Annotated in this window: 18 protein-coding genes; 8 read left to right on the forward strand and 10 right to left on the reverse strand. The window is 64.2% G+C overall.

Annotated features, from left to right (window positions below; translation table 11 throughout):
- Positions 1 to 3: 3 nt before the first annotated feature.
- Complete coding sequence (locus ACRECS_RS20730; protein ID WP_431584854.1) at positions 4 to 1,020, reverse strand: SDR family oxidoreductase; 1,017 nt, start codon at positions 1,018 to 1,020, stop codon at positions 4 to 6.
- Positions 1,021 to 1,134: 114 nt separating this feature from the next.
- Between ACRECS_RS20730 and acs the strand changes: the two genes are divergently transcribed.
- Genes acs through ACRECS_RS20745 form a run of 3 tightly spaced genes read left to right on the forward strand, consistent with a single transcriptional unit; the run spans position 1,135 to position 4,335 of the window.
- Positions 1,135 to 3,075 carry an acetate--CoA ligase gene (gene acs, locus ACRECS_RS20735; protein WP_431584855.1) on the forward strand — a complete coding sequence of 647 codons (1,941 nt, stop codon included), beginning with the start codon at positions 1,135 to 1,137 and terminating at the stop codon, positions 3,073 to 3,075.
- Positions 3,072 to 3,593 carry an O-acetyl-ADP-ribose deacetylase gene (locus tag ACRECS_RS20740; RefSeq protein WP_431584856.1) on the forward strand — a complete coding sequence of 174 codons (522 nt, stop codon included), beginning with the start codon at positions 3,072 to 3,074 and terminating at the stop codon, positions 3,591 to 3,593. The genes acs and ACRECS_RS20740 overlap by 4 nt, the downstream gene beginning before the upstream one ends.
- Entirely contained in the window at positions 3,586 to 4,335 is a 750-nt protein-coding gene (locus ACRECS_RS20745) for a ThuA domain-containing protein (protein WP_431584857.1), read from the forward strand. Before ACRECS_RS20740 ends, ACRECS_RS20745 begins: the two co-directional genes overlap by 8 nt.
- A gap of 292 nt (positions 4,336 to 4,627) precedes the next feature.
- On the opposite strand, the gene ACRECS_RS20750 is transcribed toward ACRECS_RS20745, so the two are convergent.
- Genes ACRECS_RS20750 through ACRECS_RS20760 form a run of 3 tightly spaced genes read right to left on the reverse strand, consistent with a single transcriptional unit; the run spans position 4,628 to position 6,799 of the window.
- Positions 4,628 to 4,945 carry a DUF3325 family protein gene (locus ACRECS_RS20750; protein ID WP_431584858.1) on the reverse strand — a complete coding sequence of 106 codons (318 nt, stop codon included), beginning with the start codon at positions 4,943 to 4,945 and terminating at the stop codon, positions 4,628 to 4,630.
- Positions 4,935 to 6,533: a PepSY domain-containing protein gene (locus tag ACRECS_RS20755; protein ID WP_431584859.1), complete on the reverse strand. Its 1,599-nt coding sequence runs from the start codon at positions 6,531 to 6,533 to the stop codon at positions 4,935 to 4,937. The genes ACRECS_RS20750 and ACRECS_RS20755 overlap by 11 nt, the downstream gene beginning before the upstream one ends.
- A complete protein-coding gene (locus tag ACRECS_RS20760) occupies positions 6,530 to 6,799 on the reverse strand; it encodes a hypothetical protein (protein ID WP_431584860.1) in 270 nt (89 codons plus the stop codon). Before ACRECS_RS20760 ends, ACRECS_RS20755 begins: the two co-directional genes overlap by 4 nt.
- A 132-nt stretch (positions 6,800 to 6,931) precedes the next feature.
- Between ACRECS_RS20760 and ACRECS_RS20765 the strand changes: the two genes are divergently transcribed.
- Positions 6,932 to 9,304, forward strand: coding sequence for a TonB-dependent siderophore receptor (locus ACRECS_RS20765; protein ID WP_431584861.1), 2,373 nt, complete (start codon positions 6,932 to 6,934; stop codon positions 9,302 to 9,304).
- Between the two features lie 38 nt (positions 9,305 to 9,342).
- On the opposite strand, the gene ACRECS_RS20770 is transcribed toward ACRECS_RS20765, so the two are convergent.
- Positions 9,343 to 10,245, reverse strand: a complete 903-nt coding sequence (locus ACRECS_RS20770) for a TauD/TfdA dioxygenase family protein (protein ID WP_431584862.1) — start codon at positions 10,243 to 10,245, stop codon at positions 9,343 to 9,345.
- 2 nt (positions 10,246 to 10,247) lie between these two features.
- Positions 10,248 to 11,528: a spinster family MFS transporter gene (locus ACRECS_RS20775; RefSeq protein ID WP_431584863.1), complete on the reverse strand. Its 1,281-nt coding sequence runs from the start codon at positions 11,526 to 11,528 to the stop codon at positions 10,248 to 10,250.
- A 131-nt stretch (positions 11,529 to 11,659) separates the two neighbouring features.
- Between ACRECS_RS20775 and ACRECS_RS20780 the strand changes: the two genes are divergently transcribed.
- Positions 11,660 to 13,702: a M13 family metallopeptidase gene (locus ACRECS_RS20780; protein ID WP_431584864.1), complete on the forward strand. Its 2,043-nt coding sequence runs from the start codon at positions 11,660 to 11,662 to the stop codon at positions 13,700 to 13,702.
- A 116-nt stretch (positions 13,703 to 13,818) separates the two neighbouring features.
- Here the strand turns inward: ACRECS_RS20780 and ACRECS_RS20785 are convergent, their stop codons facing one another.
- The 4 genes from ACRECS_RS20785 to ACRECS_RS20800 form a co-directional block, all read right to left on the reverse strand.
- A complete protein-coding gene (locus ACRECS_RS20785; protein WP_431584865.1) occupies positions 13,819 to 15,168 on the reverse strand; it encodes a PepSY-associated TM helix domain-containing protein in 1,350 nt (449 codons plus the stop codon).
- Positions 15,165 to 17,501 carry a TonB-dependent receptor gene (locus ACRECS_RS20790; protein WP_431584866.1) on the reverse strand — a complete coding sequence of 779 codons (2,337 nt, stop codon included), beginning with the start codon at positions 17,499 to 17,501 and terminating at the stop codon, positions 15,165 to 15,167. The genes ACRECS_RS20785 and ACRECS_RS20790 overlap by 4 nt, the downstream gene beginning before the upstream one ends.
- A gap of 46 nt (positions 17,502 to 17,547) precedes the next feature.
- On the reverse strand, positions 17,548 to 17,955 hold the full coding sequence (locus ACRECS_RS20795) for a hypothetical protein (protein WP_431584867.1): 408 nt from the start codon (positions 17,953 to 17,955) through the stop codon (positions 17,548 to 17,550).
- A 120-nt stretch (positions 17,956 to 18,075) separates the two neighbouring features.
- Positions 18,076 to 18,666 carry an HD domain-containing protein gene (locus tag ACRECS_RS20800; protein ID WP_431584868.1) on the reverse strand — a complete coding sequence of 197 codons (591 nt, stop codon included), beginning with the start codon at positions 18,664 to 18,666 and terminating at the stop codon, positions 18,076 to 18,078.
- Positions 18,667 to 18,736: 70 nt separating this feature from the next.
- Here ACRECS_RS20800 and ACRECS_RS20805 point away from each other — a divergent pair, with 70 nt between their 5' ends.
- The 3 genes from ACRECS_RS20805 (at position 18,737) to ACRECS_RS20815 (ending at position 21,609) form a co-directional block, all read left to right on the forward strand.
- Complete coding sequence (locus ACRECS_RS20805; RefSeq protein ID WP_431584869.1) at positions 18,737 to 19,876, forward strand: sensor histidine kinase; 1,140 nt, start codon at positions 18,737 to 18,739, stop codon at positions 19,874 to 19,876.
- Entirely contained in the window at positions 19,873 to 20,673 is an 801-nt protein-coding gene (locus ACRECS_RS20810; protein WP_431584870.1) for a LytR/AlgR family response regulator transcription factor, read from the forward strand. The genes ACRECS_RS20805 and ACRECS_RS20810 overlap by 4 nt, the downstream gene beginning before the upstream one ends.
- Before the next feature lie 183 nt (positions 20,674 to 20,856).
- Positions 20,857 to 21,609, forward strand: a complete 753-nt coding sequence (locus ACRECS_RS20815; protein ID WP_431584871.1) for an isocitrate lyase/PEP mutase family protein — start codon at positions 20,857 to 20,859, stop codon at positions 21,607 to 21,609.
- Positions 21,610 to 22,160 lie beyond the last annotated feature (551 nt).

Raw genomic sequence — 22,160 nt, forward strand, 5'->3', positions numbered from 1 at the left:
AACTCAAACTTTCACAATACCGTGATCGATCAGGCTGCGCGCGGTATCGACGATCGAGTCCCCAGCCGGCCGCGTCTTCCAGCCGAGCACCTCCAGCGCATGGCTCGAATCGACAGCACGCACCCGCCCCAGTTCGCCGATGACCTGGCGCAGGCCACCGTCGAACAATGCGATGATCCTGACCAGGAAATCGGGGATCACGCGGTTGGGGACTTTCTTCGCGTCTGGCCCAAGCCGGTCGCGCAGTATTTGGCCGACTTCCTTCATCATCATGAACGGCCCGGCCGCGATGAAGCGCTCATTGGCGATCCCGGGCGTGGTGAGCGCGCGGACATGAAGGTCGGCGAGATCGCGGACATCAACCACCGCGAAGCCGAGCCGTGGAAAACCGGGCACGGAGCCGTCGATCGCACGCTTCACGAACTCGATCGAGGCGGAATAATCGTTGCTCAGAACCGGGCCGAGTACCGCCGCCGGATTGACCGAGCAATATTCCATCGCCCCGCCATCAGCGGCGATCCAGTCGCGCGCCGCGCGTTCGGCGATCGTCTTCGACTTCGGATAGGCGGCCACTTTAGGCGAGGTGACGTCGGTCCAGTCCGCCTCGGTAAAGGGTCGCGTCAGATCGTCGCGGCCATAGGCGATGGCGGCAACCGAAGAGGTCTGCACGAAGCGCTGCACGCCCGCCTCCTTGGCGAAGCGCAGCGCACGGAGCGCGCCCTCGCGGGCGGGAACGATCAGCTCATCCTCATGCTTGACCGCGCCGACCGGAAAAGGCGACGCGACATGCGCGACATGGGTGCAGCCGGCCATCGCCTCGGCCCAACCGGCATCGTTCATCAGGTCGGCGGCGAAGAATTTGAGTTCCGGCCCCGGGATGCCGAGCGTCGCACGCACCTCCGCCTCGCGTTCGAGCGAGCGGATCGTGGTGTGAACCGTCCAGCCCTCCCGGACCAGCTGCTGGATGAGGTAGCCGCCGATATAGCCGCTGCCGCCCGTCACTAAAACCGTGCCTGACATCGATCTGCTCCGTCTGCGATGAATCAAGTTTTATATTGAAACCTAACTTATGGCAAGCAGGGCCTTGCATTCGCCCGTCTCCCCCCGGCAAATGGGCCTGCAGGAGAGCGTTACATGGCCGATCAGTTACTCTACCCCGTCACCCCCGAATGGGCGAAGCGCGCGCGGTTCGATGCGGCGGGATATGAGCAACTTTACGGCCGGTCGCTCGCCGACCCGGGGAGCTTCTGGCTTGAACAGGCGCGCCGGCTCGACTGGATCAAGCGGCCGGAAATCGCCGGCGACTGGTCGTTCGACGAAGCGGATTTCCGGATCCAATGGTTCGCCGACGGGCGGCTGAATGTCGCGGCGAACTGCCTCGACCGGCATTTGACCTGGCGTGGCGATCAGGTCGCGCTGATCTGGGAGCCCGATGCACCGGAAGAGGAACCCCGGCGCTTTACCTATCGCCAGCTTCATGCCGAAGTGTGCCGCTTCGCCAATGTGCTGAAAAGCCAGGGTGCGAAGAAGGGCGACCGCGTCACCATTTACATGCCGATGATCCCCGAGGCGGCGTTCGCGATCCTTGCCTGTGCGCGGATCGGGGCGATCCATTCGGTGGTGTTCGGCGGCTTCTCGCCCGAGGCGCTGGCGGGACGGATTACCGATTGCGATTCGACCATTGTCGTCACCGCCGACGAGGGGCGCCGCGGCGGCAAGAGGATCCCGCTAAAGGCCAATGTCGATGCCGCCGCCGAGCGCGCGCCGGCACTGCAGACGGTGATCGTGGTTCGGGCGACCGGCGGTGATGTGACGATGCGCGAGGGGCGCGACGTCTGGTATCACGACGCGGCGGCGGATCAGGCAACCACCTGCCCGCCCGAGCCGATGGGCGCGGAGGACCCGCTGTTCATCCTCTACACCAGCGGCTCGACCGGCCAGCCCAAGGGCGTGCTGCACAGCAGCGGCGGCTATCTGCTGTGGGCGAGCCTGACGCATGAGCTCGCCTTCGACTATCGCCCCGGCGATGTGTGGTGGTGCGCGGCCGATATCGGCTGGGTCACCGGGCACAGCTACATCCTTTATGGCCCGCTTGCCAATGGCGCGACCACGCTGATGTATGAAGGCCTGCCCAACTGGCCCGATGCGAGCCGCATCTGGCAAGTGGTCGACCGGCACAAGGTCCACACCATCTTCACCGCGCCGACTGCGCTCCGCGCGCTGATGAAGGATGGCGACGCGTTCGTCGCGAAGACCGATCGCTCGTCGCTCAAACTGCTTGGCACGGTCGGCGAACCGATCAATCCGGAAGCCTGGCGCTGGTATCACGACGTGGTCGGCGAAGGCCGCTGCCCGATCATCGATACCTGGTGGCAGACCGAGACCGGCGGTGCGATGATCGCGCCGATGCCCGGCGCGACCGACCTGAAGCCAGGCAGCGCGACGCGGCCCATGCCCGGGGTCGACCCGCAACTGGTCAATGCCGAGGGCGAAGTGCTGAACGGCGCGACCGAAGGCAATCTCGTCATCGCGCGGAGCTGGCCGGGGCAGATGCGCACTGTGTGGGGCGATCATGCGCGCTTCTTCCAGACCTATTTCACCACCTATCCGGGCAAATATTTCACCGGCGACGGCGCACGCCGCGACGAGGATGGCTATTGGTGGATCACCGGGCGGGTCGACGATGTGATCAACGTGTCGGGCCACCGCATGGGCACCGCCGAGGTCGAATCCGCACTGGTGCTCCATGCCAAGGTCGCCGAGGCGGCAGTGGTCGGCATGCCGCACGACATCAAGGGCCAGGGCATCTATGCCTATGTCACGCTCAATTCGGGCGAGACGGCGTCGGATGCATTGCGCGCAGAGCTGATCAAATGGGTGCGCAGCGAAATCGGCCCGATCGCCGCTCCCGACAAGCTGCAATTCGCGCCGGGCCTGCCCAAGACAAGGTCGGGCAAGATCATGCGCCGCATCCTGCGCAAGATCGCCGAGGGCGACGTCTCGTCACTCGGCGACACCAGCACGCTGGCCGACCCGGCGGTGGTTGATGACCTGGTCGCCAACCGCGTGGCATGAACGACCGCCTCCAGCTGCTGCAGACCGACATCACCAAATTGAAGGTCGATGCGATCGTCAATGCGGCGAATTCGTCGCTGCTTGGCGGTGGTGGGGTCGATGGCGCCATCCACCGCGCCGCCGGCCCAGAACTGCTCGACGAATGCCGCAAGCTGCGCAGCCTGGGCGGGTGCAAGACCGGTGATGCAAAGCTGACGCGCGGTTATCGTCTGCCCGCCGGGCATATCATCCATACCGTTGGGCCGGTCTGGCAGGACGGATTGCATCGCGAGCCCGAATTGCTCGCCAGCTGCTATCGGCGCTGCTTTGCGATCGCGCGCGAGCAGGGCTTCACCAGCCTTGCCTTTCCGGCGATCAGTTGCGGCGTCTATCGCTTCCCGCCGGATCGGGCGGCGGCAATCGCGGTGGCAGAATGCCGCGCCGAACTCGCCGTCAATCCGGCACTCGGGCAGATTATCCTCGTTACCTTCGATGAAGCGGTGAGGCGCGCTTATGGGCGGGCGATAGCCGGTGAGTAATTGGGTTTCAGCTGCGTTTATCGCTCTGGCCACAGCGGCCCCTGCCTCCGACCCACCGAAATCCACGACTCCCCTCGGCAGCGATGCGAGGATTCCAGTCCTGATCGTCTCCGGCAGTGACAGGTTTCACGACTGGCGACGGACGACGCCACAGTTGCGGTCAATGCTCGAAGCGACCGGTCGCTTCGACGTGCGCGTGGTCGAGGATGTCGCCGCGCTGGAATCGCGAGCTGTCACTGATCGCTATCGCACGATCATCCTGAACGGACAGGCCGATCGGTCGATGCCGGGCCTGCGCCGAAACCTTACCCGCTACGTGCATCGCGGCGGCGGCCTGGTCGCCATTCATTGGGCGATCGACAATTTCCACGACTGGCCGGGCTTCTCGAACCTGCTCGGCCGATCCTGGCAGGAAGGAGTGTCCGCGGAGGAGCATGGCGCATTCGAGATCGCTCCGACGCCGCTGCAAAACCCGATCACCACCAATCTCGTCCCCTGGACGACGCCGGCCGGCGAAGCAGTCCATTACCGCCTCAAAGGGCGTGCGCCGATCAGCATATTGGCGACGACGCACACTGCCCTGGGCGGCGATCAGATTCCTGTGGCATTCATTCACATGGCCGGTCGAGGACGTGCCTTCTTCACGCCATTGGGCCATAGTTTCGCCACGCGCGCCGACCCGAATTTCCAGATACTGATCGCCCGGGCGGTGGAATGGTCAGCGACCGGCACCGTGAGGTGAGAAAGCGGCACAATCTGCGGCAATGCTGTTTTCGACACTAAGAAAGAGCGTGCGCGGTATCAGTCCGGCAAGCGGTGACATGCCCGATGCTGCGTAATGGTTGAATCGCCGTGGGGGACCGGCTGCGGGAGATATGGGACACCATATGTTCCGTATCTCGGGCCATCGCCTCAGCGAGAGAATTGAGGTAATATCGTTATATATCAGATACTAAATGACAAACTGAGCTGGGGTCGGCATGGGACATCAAGAGCGCGGAAATTTCGGCTCGTCGAGCTTCAGCGATCGCTGATCAAAACAGCATGACAAGCATCGCCACCAGCAACGCCGGCAGGCCGAGCATCAGCGCGACGCGCGAACGCCAGGACATGAGCAACACCAGCACCGCCCCCGCCACGCAGAGCTGCCCGATCCAACCGACCACGCCCTGAGCGACGCCGAAGCGCAGCATGGCCGTCAGCACGGAAAGTAGCAGCAGCAGCACGCCGAGCTTCCGCGCAACAGCGGGTGAAGCCATCAACAATAGTGGCGACATCGGCCGGTGCTTCGGGCGCGCCAGCGCGAGATTGGCAAGCGCGGCATAGGCAATCAGGCCGGACTCAAGCGGCATCGGCCATCTCCCGTTCGACCCGCGCGGGCGCGGATCGGCGCGGCCGCACAGGCGCTCGCTTCGGCCGGCCGGCGCGCCAAGCGCCGAAGCCAAGCAGCAACGCGATGGCGAACATCGCAAGATCGAAGGCGAGAAACAGCGTGTCGCCGGTGCGGATGCTGTGGATCAAGCCGCGATCGGTGGTCAGCGCGTTGACGACCGGCAATGCCGCAAAGGCAACCGCCGCGATCGCCAGCGTTTCCGGCCAGGCACGGTGCGCCGGGCGCAGCAGCGATAGCGCCGCGAGCCCGAACCACACCCAGAACATCGTCGCCACCTCCATGTCGGCGCGTTTCGGCAGGCCTGCCGGGATCAGGCGATTGGCGAGGAGATAGGCCGCCATGCCCGCCGGCAGACAGGCGATCGCGCCGATGTTCAGCCGTTCGACCAGCCGGAAACCGAAAAACGGCCTGGCGCCGGGCTTGCGCCGCTTGGCGGTCCACAGCAGCAAGCCAGTACCGACCATTGCCGCGCCGGTCAGCCCGAGCAGGAAATAGGTCCAGCGCAACACTGGTCCCGCGAACGAACCGAGATGGAGACCAAGCATCACCCCCGCCGTGACGATCGCCGGCCCGGGCGGGTCGGAGGCAGTCAGGCGATGGCCATCCGCGCCCGAATAGCTGATCGATGCGCTGCGGGCATTGAGCCGATCTGCGCCGCTGCGGTAGATCGTGACGACCGCGGCGGAGTCATTGGGATTGCGGATGACCACCCGATCGGGCCGTCCACCCTGCCATTCGCGGGCCGCGGCGTTGACCAGCGGGCCGATCGCCGTCAGCGGCACAGCACGCCCCGTCGCCTCCCGCTCGGGCTCCGTGCCATAGGCCTCGGTGGCGAAGACCGCCGGCGACCTGTAATTGGCGGCGATCGGCCAGGGCATGTACATCACGACCAATGTGATCAGGCCGGTGTAGGTGATCATCGCGTGAAAGGGCAGCGCGAGCACCGCCGAGACATTGTGCGCATCGAGCCAGCTGCGCTGCCCCTTGCCCCAGCGCAGCGTGAAGAAATCGATGAAGATCCGCTTGTGCGTCACGACGCCCGAAATGATCGCCGCCAGCATGAAGATCGCGCACAGGCCCGCCAGCCACCGTCCCCAGGGATGCGGCAGCTGCAGCTGGAAATGAAAGCGGTAGAAATGCTCGCCGCCGCGCGTATCGCGCGCCGCGAGTTCGGCGCCCGTCGCCGGATCAAGCTTGATTTCGGCGCGGCGCGGCGCCGGTGGCGCCTTCGGATCGGGATTGGGTTTCGCGCGCGCAAAGATGCGGGTTTCGGTGGTCCGCTCGTCGGGCAGATAGATATACCATTGCTCGTCATGCGGTGACGTGGCCTGCATATGCGCGACTGCGGTCTCCGCCGCGCGCGCCGGCATCACCGCCTTCAGGTCGAGTTCGGGCTGCATCCAGCGGGTGATTTCCGGGCGGAAATAGCTCGCGGTGCCGGTCAGGAACATGGCGAACAGGATCCAGCCCGCCAACAGGCCAAGCCAGGTGTGGATCCACGCCATCGCCTGGCGCACCCCCCTTGCCGTCTCGACGCCCGATGTCATGCACGGACGCCCAGCAGCCAGAGCGCGCCGATGGTCAGGATGGCAGTCCCCCAGATGATTCCCGTCACGCGCGCGAGCCGCGGTTCATAAAAGGCCCATAGCCCGAGCAGCGCGAAAAACAGGAAGGACAGGATCATCCCCCATGCGGTCGCTTCGGCACGCGCAATGGGCAGGAGTCGCGCCAGCAGCGAGGCCAGCCCGGCCGCCGCGACATAGCCGCCCACCAGCGCCGTGAAGCTGCGCACAGCCATTTGCAGGCCGCGCAATCCACCCCTTTTGCTTCCCGAGAGTTCACCGACCGACACGCCATTCCCTTTCAAGTCGTGGCTTGCCTCTACGCGGAAGCTTCCCTAACGGCAATTGCGAATCGTTAGCAATTACGAACAAAGGGACAGAAAATGAGCGTTCAGCGGCCTCGGCAATCCGGCAGATTCGGCGTTTCTTCGGCGGCATTGGGCGCCCTGCTGGCCATCGCTCCGGCCGTCGCTCATGCCGAAAATGCCGCAGCCGCCGACGAGGCCCCCGTTTCCGATATCGTCGCCGACAGCACTGACGATGACGCCGCGCGCGAGGAGATCATCGTCACCGGCCTCAGGCTCAAACAGGCGGGATCGGGCACCAAGACCGACACGCCGCTGATGATCACGCCGCAAAGCATCACCGTGATCGACAATGAGGAACTGACGCGGCGCAACGCACTGTCGATCAACCAGGCGCTCGGCTATGTCGCCGGCGTGTCGCCCAACCAGCGCGGCGCGATGGTCACGCGCTACGACCAGCTGATCCTGCGTGGCTTCGCGCCGGGCGTGTTCCTCGACGGCATGCGGCTGATCGCCGGCCCCTATTCCACGCCGCAGATCGACTTCAACCGGGTCGATCATATCGATGTGGTCAAAGGGCCGGCGTCGGTTCTTTATGGCAGCTCGACGCCGGGCGGGCTGGTCAACCTGACCAGCAAGGTGCCGGAGGCCAACGCCTTCGGACGGATCGAGGCGCAGCTCGGCAATTACGACACACGGCGCGGCGCGATCGATATCAACCAGCCGCTCACCAGCGACGGCAAGCTGCTGGGTCGCGTCGTCGCCGGCTGGCAGAAGGGCGACGGCCTGACCAAGGGCACGTTCAGCGAGCGCTATCATGTCAGCCCGATGCTGACCTTCGCACCAGGGCCCGACACCAGCCTGACGTTGATCGCCACCTATCAGCACGCACCGAGCGGTGGCGGCTATTCCGGCGTGCCGGCTTATGGGACGGTGTTGCCTACCCCCAAGGGCGTGCTGCCGCGCAACATCAATACCGGCGACCCGGGCTATGAGCGCTACAATCACAAGGCGAAATCGATTGCGGCATTGTTCCGCCACGATTTCAACGAGCATCTCACCTTCCGCTCGAACTTCCGGTTCCAGAACAATAAATTATCCTACCGCCAGCTCTATGTTGCCGGCTTCGCCACGACCGGGACCGGGCTGGCGCGCAACAGCAATTTCGGCATCATCACGCGCGGTGGCGGCGGTGCGGACGAAGATTTCGATACGCTGACGATGGACAACAGCCTGAATGCCAAGTTCGAGACCGCGGGAATCCAGCACAATCTGCTTGTCGGCATCGATTATCAGCATATCGCCGGCGAGAATGTCCAGCAGTTCAACACTGGCGAGACGGCGAATCCGCTGACCAGCATTCCCAATCTCAACCTGTTCGCGCCGACCTATCGCGGCGCCCTGCCCAGCTTCGACCTGACCAAGCTGTCGCCCAATTATGTCAACACCTATGGCAAGCGCGACCAGACCGGCGTCTATATCCAGGACCAGATCAGCATTGGCCGGCTGCAGCTGATCGCGAGCGGCCGCTTCGACAGCTATGACCAGATCACGCTGAACAAGAATCCGGTCACGCCCGCCGCTCGCCTCGCGCCGGTCACCAAGCTTTCGCAGAACGCCTTCACCATGCGATTGGGCGCGCTCTACGAGTTCGAGTTCGGCGTCTCGCCCTATTTCAGCTATTCGGAATCGTTCGAGCCGCAATCGGGCACGAACTATCTGGGCATACCCTTTGAGCCGGTCACGGGGCGGCAATATGAAGGCGGGATCAAATTCCAGCCCAGGGGCACCAATGCGATCTTCACTGTGTCGGTCTATGATCTGCGCCGCCAGAAGGTACCCGCATCGCATCCCGACGCCGGCAGAGACCCTGCCATCCCCCTTAACGCCCAGATCCAGATCGGCGAGGTCCGGGTCCGCGGCGTCGAGTTCGAGGGCCGCGGTCAGGTCTTCCCCGGTTTCGACGTGGTCGCCGCGGCAAGCTATACCGACGCCATCATCACCCAGGGCATCCGCGCAAGCGCGCCCACCGCGACCGACAGCGGCACACCGACCACCACCGGCACGCGCCAGCTCGGCACGCCAAAATATATGGCTTCGACCTTCCTGTCCTATGACCTGGGCAAGGGCGGCAAAGTAGCCGGCCCCTTGTCGGGCCTCAGCATTGGCGGCGGCGTGCGCTATGTCGCGGGGTCGGATGGCACCACCACCTATGCCGTGATCAACAATGTCACGACCTTCCAGCGCTTCCATACCAAAGGTTTCGTGCTGGTCGATGCGCTGATCGGCTACGACCTGGGCCAGGCGTCGCCCGCGCTGCGCGGCTGGGGGCTGGCGGTCAACGCCGCCAATCTGTTCGACAAGACGCACATCAGCGCCTGCCCGTTCAGCAACAGCTGCTATTACGGCGCGCCGCGCACCGTGATCGGATCGCTCCGCTATAATTGGTAAACCAATGCGGCGGCCTGAAAGGGCCGCCGCCCTACTGCTTATACCGGCACATCGCCCTTGATCGTCACCCGGTTGCCGTAACGCCGCGCCGGCCAGTAATCCCAGATCGCATGGTGCTGGGCGCAGCGATTGTCCCAAAAGGCGAGCGTGCCCGGCGTCCAGCGGAAGCGGCACTGGAACATCGGGTGCGCCAGATGGTCGAACAGATGGCGCAGCACCGCTGCGCTTTCATGCGGCGCGGCACCGACCAGCCCGGTTGTGAAGCCGGAATTGACGAACAGCGCCTTGCGCCCTGTCACCGGATGAGTGCGCACCACCGGATGGATCGAGCGCGGATATTTCGGCCGGTCCGCCACGCCGAGATCGGCATACAGGCCGCGATAGACATGCTCGCCGTCATGTACCGCGCGCAGATCCGCGAGATAGGCCTTCATCCGGTCCGACAGCGCGTCATAGGCGGCATACATATTGGCGAACAATGTATCGCCGCCAACCGGGGGGCATTCGCGAATATAGAGCATGGAGCCGAGCGGCGGTTCGGCATCGCATGACACGTCGCTGTGCCAGCCCTCGCCATTGGCGCGCACGCTGTTCTCATCCGCCGCGATGACCATCAGTTCGGGATGGCCGGGCTCGCTCGGCGCGGCGGGATGAATGTGGAGATCACCGAACATCCGCCCAAAGGCGATGTGCCGTTCAGCCGACAAATGCTGGTCGCGAAAGAATATCACCAGATGGTCGGCAAAGGCGCGCTCGATCTCGGCAAAGACTTCCGGTGCGATGTCGGCGTTGAGATCGACGCCCGAAATCTCCGCGCCGATCGCCGGGGTCAGTTTGTCGACGCGGATATGGTCATAGGATTGCTGCGGCGCGCGCGCGAAGATTTCGACATGATCGGGGCGCTGCAGCCCGGGCTTCGCCATGGTCGTCGCGTCCTGCATCATCACTCTCCCATCTTGCCCGGCCCCATCTCGCCTGGCCCAAGCGCGCGGCCCGCGCGGTAGAATGCCGTCGCCGACAGGCCGTTGACCAGAAACAATCCGGCCAGTGCAATGCCCAGCGCACCCGCACCGAATTCCGGCGTCAGCAGATCGCTCGCGAAACCGACACAGGCCGGGCCCAGGCCGAGGCCGATCAGATTCTGGATGAAGATCATCAGCGCGGCCGCACTTGCCCGTTCGCCCGCGCCGGCAACGCCCTGAACCAGCGCATAGGTCGATGGCTGATACAGCGCATTGAGGAAGGTCGCGGCGGCGAGCCCAAGCAGCGCCAGAGTCAGCGACTCGGTCAGCAATGCCGGCACGCCGAACGCCGCCGCGGCCAGCACCGTGACCGCCGGCCACCAGCCGAGCCAGCGCCGGTCGCTCCGCGCGAGGCGATCGCCGATCGCGCCGCCCGCCAGACTGCCGATCAGCCCCGCCGCCGCACCGATCGTGCCGAGCAGCAACCCAGCCCTGGCCGGGCCGATACCATGGCTGCGTTCGAGCCAGGGCACGGCCCAGACCAGCCCATAGGTCACCATCAGATGCAGAGCCGATCCCGCCACGCACCGGCGGAACGGTGCGCTGCCGAGCAACCGCTTGTAGGCCGGCCAGGGCGAGCCGCCCGGCATGGTCGTTCTCACCGGCTCCCTGATCAGCAGCCGGACGAGGATCGCGACCAGCACGCCGGGCGCGCCGATCGCGATAAAAGCGGTGCGCCAGCCATAATGCTGAGTCAGCCAGCCGCCGCCGACCATGGCGATGAAGGTCCCGGCGGAAATCCCGGCGACCAGCACGGCAAAGGCGCTCGACCGGCGTTCCGGCGCGATCGTGTCGGCGATCAGCGAATGGCTGGTCGGGGCATAGCCCGCCTCCCCCGCCGCCACGCCGATCCGCGACAGCAACAGCCCGAGCGGGGCCGTGACGAAGCCGCACAGCATCGTCGCCGCACTCCACCAGGCCAGGCACCAGGCGAGCAGGTTGCGCCGGTTGAACCGGTCCGCGACCCAGGCCAGCGGCAGGCCGAGCGGCGGATAGACCAGTGCGAAGGCCGTTCCGCCAAGCAGGCCGATCATCGTGTCGGACAAGCCGAATTCGCGCTTGATTGGCTGAGCGGCGATGCCGATCAGCTGGCGATCCGCCATGTTGAGCGACGAGACGAGGAACATCAGCAGCAGGAACAGCAGCACCGAACGCGTGCGCGTCGGCGAATCTGCCTCGTTCTTCGGATCGATCGATGCCATCGCAAGCGACGCTATCAAAATTATCGATAATTACAAACGGCTCTTTTATGCTGTGAGCGGCACGCCCTGCCGATTGCCTCATATCCGGCTCACCGCTATGCCACGGCAATACACCTTAAGAGGGGCACCCCATGCGCATTTCCGTTCTCGTTCGTCTCACCGCGGCCACCGCCGCCATCGCCCTCGCGATCCCTGCGCTGTCCAAGGATGCGGCAACGAAAGCGGCGCGCTACGGTACATTCGGCATCGACCAAACCGCCCGCCAAGCCGGGGTAAAGCCGGGCGACGATTTCTGGACCTATGCCAATGGCGGCTGGGCCGCGAAGACCGAGATCGCAGCCGACAAGGGCTCGGCCGGCTTCGGATCGATCCTGTCCGATGAAGCGGAAGTCAATGTCCGCAAGATCCTCGACGACATGGCCGCCAACCCAGCGCAATATGGCGCGACCGGCAAGCAGGTCGGCGATTTCTACGCCAGCTGGATGGATTCCGCCGGGATCGAGGCGAAGGGCACGGCGCCGCTGAAGCCCTATCTCGCGAAGATCGCCGCGGTGAATGATCTGACCGGGCTGCAGACTTTGTTCGCGACCGTGGGCTATGCCTCGCCGGTCGAGATCGGCATCATCCCCGACCTGGCCGATCCAACGCGCTACACCGCGGCTGCGGGTCAGGGTGGCCTGGGCATGGCGCGCGACAATTATCTGCTGCCGGGCGAGAAATATGACGGCTATCGCAAGGCCTACCGCGCCTATATCCAGCAGATCCAGGAACTGGCCGGCATCCCCGACGCCAGCGCCAAGGCCGATGCGATCATGGCGCTCGAAACCGCCATGGCCAAGGAGCAATGGTCGCCCGAGCAAAGCCGCGACATCGCCAAGCTGAACGATCCGCAGCCGCTGGCCGGACTGGAGAAAAAGGCGCCGGAGTTCGACTGGGCGTTGCTGCTGAAAACCTCAGGCCTCGATGCATCGCCGACCGTGCTGATGACACAGAACACCGCGCTGACCGCGATGGGCAAGCTGCTGGTGGCGACGCCGCTGCAAACCTGGAAGGATTATATGGCGTTCCACTTCGTCAGCGACCACGCGACCTTCCTGCCCAAGGCGTTCGACGACGCGCAGTTCAATTTCTTTTCCAAGACCCTGTCCGGCGTGCAGGTGCAGCGCGATCGCTGGAAGCGCGGCATCCAGCTGATGAACGGGTCGCTCGGCGAAGCGGTCGGCCAGATCTATGTCGCGAAATATTTCCCGCCTGCGGCCGAAGCGCAGATGGGCGAGCTGATCGAGAATCTGCGTGAGGCCTATCAGCAGCGCATTGCCGGATCGACCTGGATGGACGATGCGACCCGCAAGGCGGCGCTGGTCAAGCTGGCGGCGTTCGAGCCGCGCATCGGTCATCCGGTCCGTTATGTCGATTATTCGGCATTGAAAGTGGAGCGCGGCGATCTGCTCGGCAATGCGATGCGTTCGGGCGAGTTCGAGCATCAGCTGCAGCTGTCGCGCTTCCCTAAGCCGGTCGATCGCAGCCTGTGGGACATGACGCCGCAGACGGTGAACGCCTATTACAATCCGCTGTCGAACCAGATCACCTTCCCGGCGGCAATCCTGCAGCCGCCCTATTTCGATCCCAATGCCGATCCGGCGGTCAATTACGGTGCGATCGGCGCGATCATTGGCCATGAAATGGGCCATGGCTTCGACGATCAGGGCAGCCAGTTCGGACCGACCGGCAAGTTCGAGAATTGGTGGACGCCGGCCGCGACCGCCGCCTTCAAGAGCAGCACCGGCGCGCTGGCCGCGCAATATGACCAGTATGAGCCGGTCCCCGGCACCAAGATCAACGGCAAGCTGACCCTGGGCGAGAATATCGGCGATCTGGGCGGGGTCGAAGCGGCTTATACCGCTTACAAGATCTATCAGCAGAAGCACGGCAAGGCGCCAGTGATCGGCGGGCTGACGGGCGATCAGCGCTTCTTCCTTTCTTTTGCCCAGGCATGGCAGAGCAAGCGGCGCGAGGCTCTGGCGCGGCAATTGCTGCTCACCGATCCGCACTCGCCGGCGATGTTCCGGGTCAACGGCATCCTGCGCAATGTCGATGCCTGGTATGCGGCGTTCGACGTAAAGCCGGGCGACAAGCTGTATTTGCCGCCCGAGCAGCGCGTTCACATCTGGTAAGCTGAGGGAGCTCTCCTCCCGGTTCGCCCTGAGCCTGTCGAAGAGCCGCTCTTCTTTCTCTGATATCGGAGAAGAAAGACGGTGCTTCGACAAGCTCAGTACGATCGGTTTTTTTGCTAGGCCGTGCGCAACCCGAGCCAGCGGCGCGCGGGCGGCACGCGCCGCAGCGCCAGCCGCTCGATCGCCAGCACGGCGATCAGCGAGGCGCCGAACAGCGGCAGCAGGATGCCAAGCAACGCCACGACGCCAATCAGCACCGGCCCGAAACGCGGTCGGGATAGCGGGATCGGCGCGCCGATCAGGCCGATTGGCCGCCGGCGCCACCACAGCACCGTCCCCGACACCGCGAGCGTCACCAGCAGCAAGGCGGCGAGCGTGCCGAGCAGCTGGTTGGCGATACCGAACAACGCCCCCTCATGCGCGGCGATGCCGTACCCGACCGCGCGGTCAACCCAGTGGCGCTGGCCGAAATCGCGCCGGCTGAGAATCTCTCCACTGCGGCCATCGACGGTCAGTTGCGTGCGCAGCGGACGATTGTCCGCATCCGAGGTAACGGTCCAGACCTGCGCCCCGTCCGCCGGCGGCGCGACCAGCACGGGCGGTGCGATGCGCAGCGGAACGATGGTGCGCACCACGCGGTCGAGATCACCCGGACGCGGCGCGAGGTGCGCCATCGACATGCCCATATGCTCGGCATGCTCATCGAGCATCGCGCGTTCGCCGGGTGGGGTGGCTGCAGGCGTGGTGCCGGTCGGCCAGTCGACCGGGCCATCGGCAGTGCCGGTCACGGCGCGGACTTCCTTGAAATAGCTTCCCCAGGCCTTGGCCCAGGGCAGCCCGGTGGTGATCAGGCCAAGCGCCAGCAATGATACCCAGATCCCCGACACCGCATGGATATCGCGCCAGAACAAACGGCGCCCCTGGCGCAAGCGCGGATAGAGTATCCCGCCCAACCCCACCGCGCCGCGCGGCCACCACAGATACAGACCGGTCAGGATCATCACGATCGCCCAACAGGCGGCGAGCTCGACCAGATAGCTGCCCGCATTGCCCACCATCAATTCACCGTGCAGGCGGAAGACGTAGCGCATGAAACGCTCCTCCTCGCCGACCTGTTTCAGCACACGGAGCGTTGCCGGATCGACATAGACGCGAGTCTGCACCTTGCCGGCACTGACGATCACGCGCGCGGCATGGCCGGGCCCTGCGGGCAGCTCATATTTGTGCAGTCGGGCGCCCGGTACCGCCGCAAGCGCGGCGGCGACCTGCGCCTCGACGCTGGCCGCCGGCGCGACCGACAGCGTGTCATAGGGCCGGTCGATCCATCCCTCGATCTGTGGCTTCCAGGTGTAGACCGTGCCGGTCAGCGCGAGCCAGATGACGAACGGCACGCACAGCAGGGCGGCATAGAAATGCCAGCGCCACACGGCATTGTACCAGCGGGTTCCGGGCAGCTTGACGCTCATAGCTTGATCCCCGCTTCGATGACGAAGGTGCGTTGCGGATAAGGGTGGAAGACCCAGGCGCTGTCATTGGTGAGATTATTGACCCCGGCCGACAGACGCAGGTTGCGCGCCAGATCGACATTGGCCTTCACGTCGAGCGCGAAGAGTTCGGAGGTATAACCATAAGCGTCACCGCGCTGCAGGCCGTCGAGATCGGTATTGGGTCGGCTGGCATAACGGACGCCGACCACCGCCTGCAGTGACGGCAACAGCCGCCAGCGCAGATTGCCGTTGAAGCGCCAGCTCGGGATGCGCGGGAATTGTACCCCTTCCGAGGCGCGATCGGCGCGGTTGCGCACGGTCTCGGCATCGATCCAGGCGGCATTGGCGTCAATATCGAACCCACGTGCCGGCCAGTTACGGACCTCGGCGATCAGCTCCGCGCCATATTGTCGGGTCACATCGATATTCTTGAAGTTGGAGGTCGACACGCCGGCCTGATTGAAGCCGACATAACTGAAGATCGCATCGCGGATGCGCTGATAGAACAGGCTGCCGGTCAGCGTGACCGGTCCGAAACGCTTGCGCAGCAGGAAATTCGCGTCACTGCTCTTCTCCGGCTTCAGGTTCGGATCGAAACTGTTCCGGTTGAAGCTGCCATCGCCATTGAGCGATCCCTGAAACAGCTCCCCCACGGTCGGGAACCGCGTTGCAAGCGCAAGGCTGAGTTCGGCCGCCCAGCCATCGCCCAGGCCGCGCTTGAGCGCGAGCTTGGGGCTGAATGCGGCTTCGGTACGCGCGGCATAACGCTGCATGACCAACTGCCCGGCCTGCGCGCCACTGGTCGCGCGTGCCGTCAGGCCACCATCATAGGCACGCCACCAATCCGCGCGCAGGCCAAGGGTCAGCAGCGTATCGGCATCGAGAGCGATCGCGTCCTCGGCGAAAACGCCGATCGTGCGCGTCCGGCCAAAGGTGCGGGTGCGCTGAGTCCGGCCGCTGGCGGCGCGCCAGTTGGTCGTGTCGAACACCGACTGATCGGTTTCGTAGATATTGCCGTTCACCCCGAACGCGATGTCATGGCTGCCGAGTGTCCGGGTGACGAGCAGGTCGCCAGTGTACCAGCCGGTCGGCCCCTGCTCGGTCACTTGCCCTGCGCCATTGGCGATGCCGGCGGCATAGCCGTTCGAGCTGCGGCTTTCCTGCCGGTCGAAGCGCAGGGTCGAGAGATTGGCGCGCACGTCGAAGCCGGCGACCGGTCCCTCCAGCTTCAGCCCGGCCAGCCATTCGTCCTTGGCAGCGAGGCCGAGGCGGAAATTGGTCGCGGGATTGAGCGTGTAGGTGTGACCGTCGAAGCTCGCCCGCTGTGTCGCGTCGCCATAAAAGGGATTGCCCGCCGCATCGCGCAGATAGGTTTTCGGGTGGAGCGTCTCTTCGCGGTTCCACCAATAAGTGAACAAGGCTTCGGCATGGAACTCGCCCTGATCGAAGCGCAATTGGGCACGCACCTGATCCTGTCGCGTCGCGACCGAGCTGTAATCACCGATCACCGGGGCGACCAATTTGGTCCCGGCGACCGGAATCAGTGCCGGATCGGCATAGGCACCGGTGACCGGCGTGCCGTCATTGGGTCTGTCGTACAGCGCAGCGGAATAGCCGAACTGATAATATTGCATCGGCTGGCTGTCGTTGCGCAGCCGCCGCACCGAGGCGCGAAAGCCGAAGGGGCTGTTGTCGCCATTCAGCGCGAAGCCGGCCTCGGCGGCATAGCCGTAGAAATCGTCGCGCGTGCCATATTGGCGATAGGGCTGGACGAAGGCCTGTACGGTGCCGAACGCTTCGTTGCGGTCGGGCGCGCGGGTGGTGATGTTGACGATGCCGCCCATCGAATTGCCCGGATAGCGCGCCGAATAGGGGCCGTAGACAATGTCGAACTGCTTGACTTCGGTCGGGCTGACAATGCCCCAGGCGGGCGGAAAGCCGAACGAATTGCCGAGAAAGTTGGAGACGACGAAGCCGTCGACCATCACCAGCGACCGGGCGCTCTGTGCGCTGTGCGTGCCGCGAAAGCCGGGCACGGCGTTATTGTCGCCGATATAACGGGTGCGCACGAAGAAATCGGGCGCATATTTGATCAGATCCTCGGTGTTGAAGGCATTGACGCCGTCGAACTGATCCTGGCCCAGGCTGACCGAGAGGCCGCGCGGCTCGATCGAGATCGGGGCGTCTTTTTGCCCAACGACAAGGATATCATCCTTGTTCTGATCGTCATCGGCGGCATGGGCGGGGAGCGCGATCGCGGCAGCGACCACATAGAATGACGCGCGCAACACGGCGCGCACGGTGAATGGCATTGAAATTTTCCTGTCCGAACGGGTGCGCCCTCAGGCGCGTAAGGGTTCAGACGAGGAGCGGTGGTCCGGTTTGCGGCGGCGGCGGCGCGGCGAGGCCGCGGCCGATCGACACCAGCTGAGGCGTCAGCGGCGGTTCGGCGAAGTCCGCCGGCAACGGAACCGGCATCGCCACCGGATCGGCGGCGGCAAAGGCCTGGCCCAGCCCGGCAAAGGTACAGGGATGATCGGTCGCGCCGTCATGCTTGACCGGCGCCTTTTCGTGCAGCGTGCCGTCGGGCGCGAGCACCATCTCGACCGCGCCCATGCCGGTGCACATCGAAATGACGATGCCGCCATTGGCGCCCATCGTCGGCATCCATCCCGCCGGAACCAGCGCACGCACCAGAATCGCGCACGCGAAGATCGCGAGGATCAGGCTGCGCCGTGCGGCGCTGATGGAATGACGGCCCCCCATTGCCGCGCGGGTTTGGATCAGCCGCGGCGGATCGGCAAGTGGACATTTGGTCCATCGTGGCGGCTAATGGTATTCAGCCCCCGGGTATATCGGGCTTCTCCGTCCGGCACCCCGGCGGCGTTAAGCCACCTCGCTCACCTTGGCGTAGATGCTGTTGATCGGGCGCGACATCACCCGACCGACCATCGGCTCGAAGAACTCAAGCGGCGCGCTGTCGTAATTGGGGTCGAACGCGGACTGGTCGTATTTCTCGCAGAATTCGGCGCAGGCCTCGAAATGCGGATGGCCGCGATACTGCTCGCGCATGTCGCGGTCGCCGCCGATATAATGGAAGAAATAATAGCCCTGGAACACGCCGTGGGTATTGGCGATCCAGTGCACTTCCTCCGAGACGAACGGGCGCAGCATCGCCGCGCCGATCTCCGGATGATTGAACGACCCGAGCGTGTCGCCGATATCGTGGAGCAGCGCCATCACCACATAGGCCTCGTCACGGCCGTCACGGTGCGCGCGCGTCGCGGTCTGCAGCGAATGTTCCAGGCGATCGACCGGAAAGCCGCCATAATCGCCGTCAAGCAGCTTCAGATGGGTGAGAACGCGCGCCGGCAACCCCTTTGAAAATTCGCGAAAATGGCTGCCGATCAGGCTCCAGTCTTCCTGTGTCCCTTCGGTCATGGCGGTGAACTGGGCGCGATCTGGGGTCACGTTCATGGCGTCTCTCCTACGGCACTTGTCATACACAGTTTTGCACTGGCATCCCAGCCATAGTAAGACAGGTCGAATGTCAGCCCTTCCCATCCCGGCGATTCCGGCGCTGAAAAAGCCCGATATCTTCTCGCGTCCTTTTTTCGAGGAGAAAAGCCGCGCCTTCTGGACCCTGCAGGCGGCGGGCTGGACCGGCTATCTGATCCTGCGCAGCGTCTCGAGCATTTCCAACGGACCGTCGCTCGACGTGCTCATCCCGGTGATCATCGAATCGATCGTCGGCTATTGCATCACGCTGCTGCTTTCCACGCTCTACGGCTATTTCCGCGGGCTGCGGCGGATCAGCGGGATCCTGCTCACCATCGTGACGCTGGTGATCGCGACCCTGCTCTATTCGGTGCTCGACGCTTTCTCTTTCTCGTTCATCAAGCTCGCCAATCCCGGGCTTAATCTCAACCTCGTGCTTGGCACGGTATTCCTCAACTTCACCGTGCTGGCGGGCTGGTCGGCGCTTTATTTCGGGATCAATTTCTACCTGATCGTCGAGGAACAGATCGACCAGCTTGAAGCCTTGGGCAATCAAGCCTCGTCGGCGCAGCTCGCCATGCTGCGCTATCAGCTCAACCCGCATTTCCTGTTCAACACGCTCAATTCGATCTCGACCCTGGTGCTGCTGAAACAGACCGAACGGGCGAATGCGATGCTCAGCCGCCTGTCCTCCTTCCTGCGCTATACTCTGGCCAATGAGCCGACCGCGCATGTCACCATCGCGCAGGAGGTCGAGACGCTGAAACTCTATCTCGAAATCGAGAAGATGCGCTTCGAGGACCGGCTGCGGCCGAATTTCGAGATCGATCCGCGCGTCGCAATGGCGCGACTGCCTTCTTTGCTACTCCAGCCGTTGGTCGAAAACGCGATCAAATATGCCGTCACGCCGAAGGAAGAGGGCGCCGAAATCGCCGTGGTGGCGCGGCTCGCCGGGGATCGGGTGCAGATCGCCGTATCCGACACCGGACCGGGGTTGAATGAAATGAAAGCACGTCCAAGCCTTTCAACCGGGGTTGGCCTTGCCAATATCAGGGAGCGGCTGGTGCAGGCTTTTGGCCCCGACCACCGTTTCGAGACCGGGTCCCTGCCCACCGGCGGGTTCAAGGTCGAGATCGAAATACCGTTCCAGCTCGGTGAGCCGGCGCGAGAACCTAGAGAGGTCGCATGACGATTAGAACGATTTTGGTCGATGACGAGCCACTGGCAATCCAGGGCCTCGAACTTCGACTGCAGGCGCACGATGATGTCGAGATCATCGACAAATGCCAGAATGGCCGCGAAGCGATCCGCGCGATCAAGACGCACAAGCCCGACCTGGTGTTTCTCGACATCCAGATGCCCGGATTCGACGGCTTTTCCGTCGTGCAGGGATTGATGGAGGTCGAACCGCCGCTGTTCGTGTTCGTCACCGCCTTTTCCGATCACGCCGTGAAGGCGTTCGAGGCGCAGGCAGTCGATTATCTGATGAAGCCGGTCGAGGAGAGCCGGCTTGCCGACACGCTGGACCGGGTGCGTCAGCGCCTGACCGAGAAGCGCGGCGTCGAGGAAGTCGATCGGCTGAAGGAAGTGCTGGCCGAGGTTGCACCGGATTCGGTCGAAAATCTCACCGATGGTGGCGACCAGGTATCGTCGAACCGTTTCGAGAAGCTGATCAACATCAAGGATCGCGGCCAGATCTTCCGCGTCGATGTCGATACGATCGAGCGTATCGACGCGGCCGGCGACTATATGTGCATCTATACCGGCGACAACACGCTGATCCTGCGCGAAACGATGAAGGATCTGGAAAAGCGCCTCGACCCGCGCCGTTTCCAGCGCGTGCACCGCTCGACCATCGTCAATCTCGACCTGGTCAAGGAAGTGAAGCCGCACACCAATGGCGAATGCTTCCTGGTGCTCGGATCCGGCGCACAGGTTAAGGTCAGCCGCAGTTATCGCGACGTGGTCGCGCGGTTCGTCCACTAAGGGCTTGTCTGAACATGCGCTCCGGCGCATTTTGCGCGGCGTCGGTCCGCTCCCCCTCCCGGCCACTCGTTCAGGATATTCTGTGGGTAGCCGGGAGGGAGAGCGGGCCGGCGCCGCCTTTTTAAATTCGCCCTTTTCGCGAATTTTCAAACGGCTGAGCGCACGCGACGGAGAGAAATACCGATGTCCAAGGCACTGACCTTTGCCGCCCTGCATGTCGCTGGCGACCCGCTGATCCTGTACAATGCATGGGATGTGGGCAGCGCGCGGGCCGTGGCGGGGGCCGGCGCCAAGGCGATCGCGACCGGCAGCTGGTCGGTTGCCGCGGCGCAGGGCTTCGACGATGGCGAGGCCTTTCCGCTGGAGCTCGCCCTGGCCGGCGCGGCGCGGATCTCAGGCGCAGTCTCACTGCCGGTGACGATCGATTTCGAAGGCGGCTATGCCGTCGAACCCGAGGATGTCGCCGCCAATATCGCGCGGCTTGCCGCGACCGGCGCGGTCGGCTGCAATTTCGAGGACCAGGTGGTCGGCGAGAACAGCCTGCACCCGATCCCGGTGCAGGTCAGCCGCATCGCTGCGGCACGGGTCGGCGCGGGCACGGATTTCTTCATCAATGCGCGCACCGACATCTTCCTGCAGGCAGCGCAGGACACCCATGACAAGGCGATGGTCGATACCGCGATCAAGCGCGCGGCTGCCTATGCGGCGGCGGGCGCGAGCGGCTTTTTCGCGCCGGGCCTCGCCGATGCCAAGCTGATCGCGCGGCTGTGCGACGCGGTCGAACTGCCGGTCAACATCATGGCGTTCCCCGGCGTGCCCTCGACCGCGGCGCTGGCCGATGCCGGGGTGTCGCGGATCAGCTATGGGCCGGGCCCTTACCGGTCGGCGATGAAATCGATCGAGACCGACGCGCAGGCGGTGTTCGCCTGGCGGTGACGCCAACCCGACCCGGCTGACGACAGGCGAAGCCCCTGCGCCGGCGGCGCTGTGGCTATGCTGTTCTCGACACTAAGAAAGAGCGCGCCGGCGTCAGTCCGGCAAGGCATGTCATGCCCGATCCTGCGTGATGGTTGAATCGCGTCGGTGGCGCGGCTGCCGGGAGACGGCGAGAGATATGGGACACCCTATTGTGCCATATTCCGGCGCGGGGCGGGCGAGGCACGCTGTCAATCGTGCCAAATCCCATGATTATCATGGTATAGCAATGGGTTAGACCGTAGTACAGCGATTCCTGGTATAAATGGCATTGATAGGAATCGCCTTCTGCTATCCATGAAATGGATAGCTGGGCGGCCGATGTACCGAATTTCCCTGTTGCCAGCGGGGATTCCGGCGTCGGATGACGCCAGATCGGACCAGGAACCGTTCGTCGGGAGCGCCCTACCCAGTCTCAATGATGAGCTATTTCTCCAACCCTTTCCCCTTCTGGGAACGATTTCGTCCGGGAGTATTCCAGGAGTTTGATCACGCTAATGTGCGGAAGGGCC

The organism is Sphingomonas sp., assembly GCF_050725575.1.
Lineage (GTDB): Bacteria > Pseudomonadota > Alphaproteobacteria > Sphingomonadales > Sphingomonadaceae > Sphingomonas.